The organism is Collinsella aerofaciens (assembly GCF_018785265.1).
GTDB classification, from domain to species: Bacteria; Actinomycetota; Coriobacteriia; order Coriobacteriales; family Coriobacteriaceae; genus Collinsella; species Collinsella aerofaciens_AI.
Genome location: NZ_WQPK01000043.1, coordinates 1 through 1,637, shown reverse-complemented (window position 1 = coordinate 1,637; position 1,637 = coordinate 1). Strand labels below are relative to the sequence as shown.

Below are 1,637 nucleotides of genomic sequence, written 5' to 3'. Positions count from 1 at the left end.
GTCTCGTAGAGCGCCTTACCGTCCTCGAGATAGCCCTCCTGGTCGAAATGCATGATCTCGATCTTCTCGGTTTCCTTCATGGCTTTTCCTTTCTGTCCTGCACGCAACTCTATACATCGCGTTTCTTTTCGATACCAATTATAGGCATACACCTGATGTGTTTTTAATACCACTTATCAATCTGCTCCAATCCTCGGTGAACGGTCGAAATTCTCTGGTGAGTGGTATTAAATTAGAATTGAATGTATAGCTAACGCCTCTGGCGCCTCCCTTGTGTGACAAAGAACAGCGTTCCTACCAGCGCAATAATGGTCGATGCCCCAAACAGTACCGTCTGGACACCCAAAGCCTCCGCCAAAAACGGAGCCGCCAGCAGCGGCAGCACGCCGGCGCTCATCAGGCCAAAACGCACAAAGCCGGTAATGCGCCCCAGGTATTTGATGTCAGCGCGCTCCTGAATCAAGATCATCTGCAGCGGTTCCAGGAATCCCCAGGCCAGACCGTTAATCGCCTGACCGACAATCGCGACCCCCAGCATATCGGTGCCCACGTACACCATGGACCCAATGCCCACGGCCATGAGCGCGCCGAGCAGCAATCGTAGGTTGACATGGCGAGCAGAAAGCTTGGTCAGGATGAACGCGCCCACCGAGGAAGTGAGGCCCACGACCGAGGACAGCCAGCCCAGCCAGACGATATCCACGTTGAGCACATCACGGTAGAACAACGACTCAAGCGAATCAAACGCGCCAAACGCAAAGAATCCCAAAAAGCCCGAGATAAAGATGAGGCGCAGGTCGTGGTCGCGAAACGTAAGTCGCGCACCCTCGGCCATGCCGCCCAGAATACCGCCCTTCGGCTTTTCCCCTTTTGCGGGAACAACGCACTCGTGACAGCCCAAGGAGAGCACGGCCGCCACGCCCATCATGCCCGCCATGAGCAGATAGACCGATTGCGTGGCAAAACAGCTCACGATGGCACCGCCGAGCAGCGGGCCAGCGGTATAGGCGATATTGCTGTAGAACACCATGAGACCGTTCACGCGGGTACGGCCCTCGGTGGTCGACTCCAGGTATCCCGGAAACGCATGCGTGCAGGTGTTGATAAAGCCGCCCGCAAGCCCCAAGACGCACGCGGCAAACACAAGCCCGGGGACAGACAGCGGCGCCAACCCCACGCCAAGCGATAGCACAGCCGTAATCACGCACGTCACAAATGACGTCCGGCGCGGTCCAAAGCGATCGATGACCGAGCCCGACACCATATTGCCCGCCGACGTCATAAGATTGCGCACGAGCGTAATGGCGGCAACCAAAAAGGCCGTGCCGGCCAGATCATACGTGGCCGCACCGATAAGCCCCAAAAAGTAGACCGCGTTGTTGGCGCACCACTGCAGGGACTCAATGAGAATCAGCCTGACCTCTGCCGGCGTCAGGCGCATTGCTTCGCGATCCTTCGCGAACATACGAACTCCTTCTATACAAAAAGGGGATGGAGGGCATAGGCCTGCTCCATCCCCTTTCCAGGTTGCAACGAAAATCTATGCAGCCGGGCCCTTACGCCAGCACGCCGAAGAACGCGCCGATGATGCCCACGACCATGGTGGCCACGATCAGCACCATGGGGTTGATCTTCTT

1 protein-coding gene is annotated in these 1,637 nt (G+C 57.2%); it reads right to left on the bottom strand.

What is annotated here, in order from left to right; translation table 11 throughout:
- Positions 1 to 250: 250 nt before the first annotated feature.
- Positions 251 to 1,465 carry an MFS transporter gene (locus GPK42_RS07160; RefSeq protein ID WP_215694540.1) on the bottom strand — a complete coding sequence of 405 codons (1,215 nt, stop codon included), beginning with the start codon at positions 1,463 to 1,465 and terminating at the stop codon, positions 251 to 253.
- Positions 1,466 to 1,637 lie beyond the last annotated feature (172 nt).

What these genes read in the sequence shown, in the direction of transcription:
- GPK42_RS07160 (WP_215694540.1), bottom strand. Translation starts at nt 1,465, where the DNA reads ATGTTCGCGAAGGATCGCGAAGCAATGCGCCTGACGCCGGCAGAGGTC.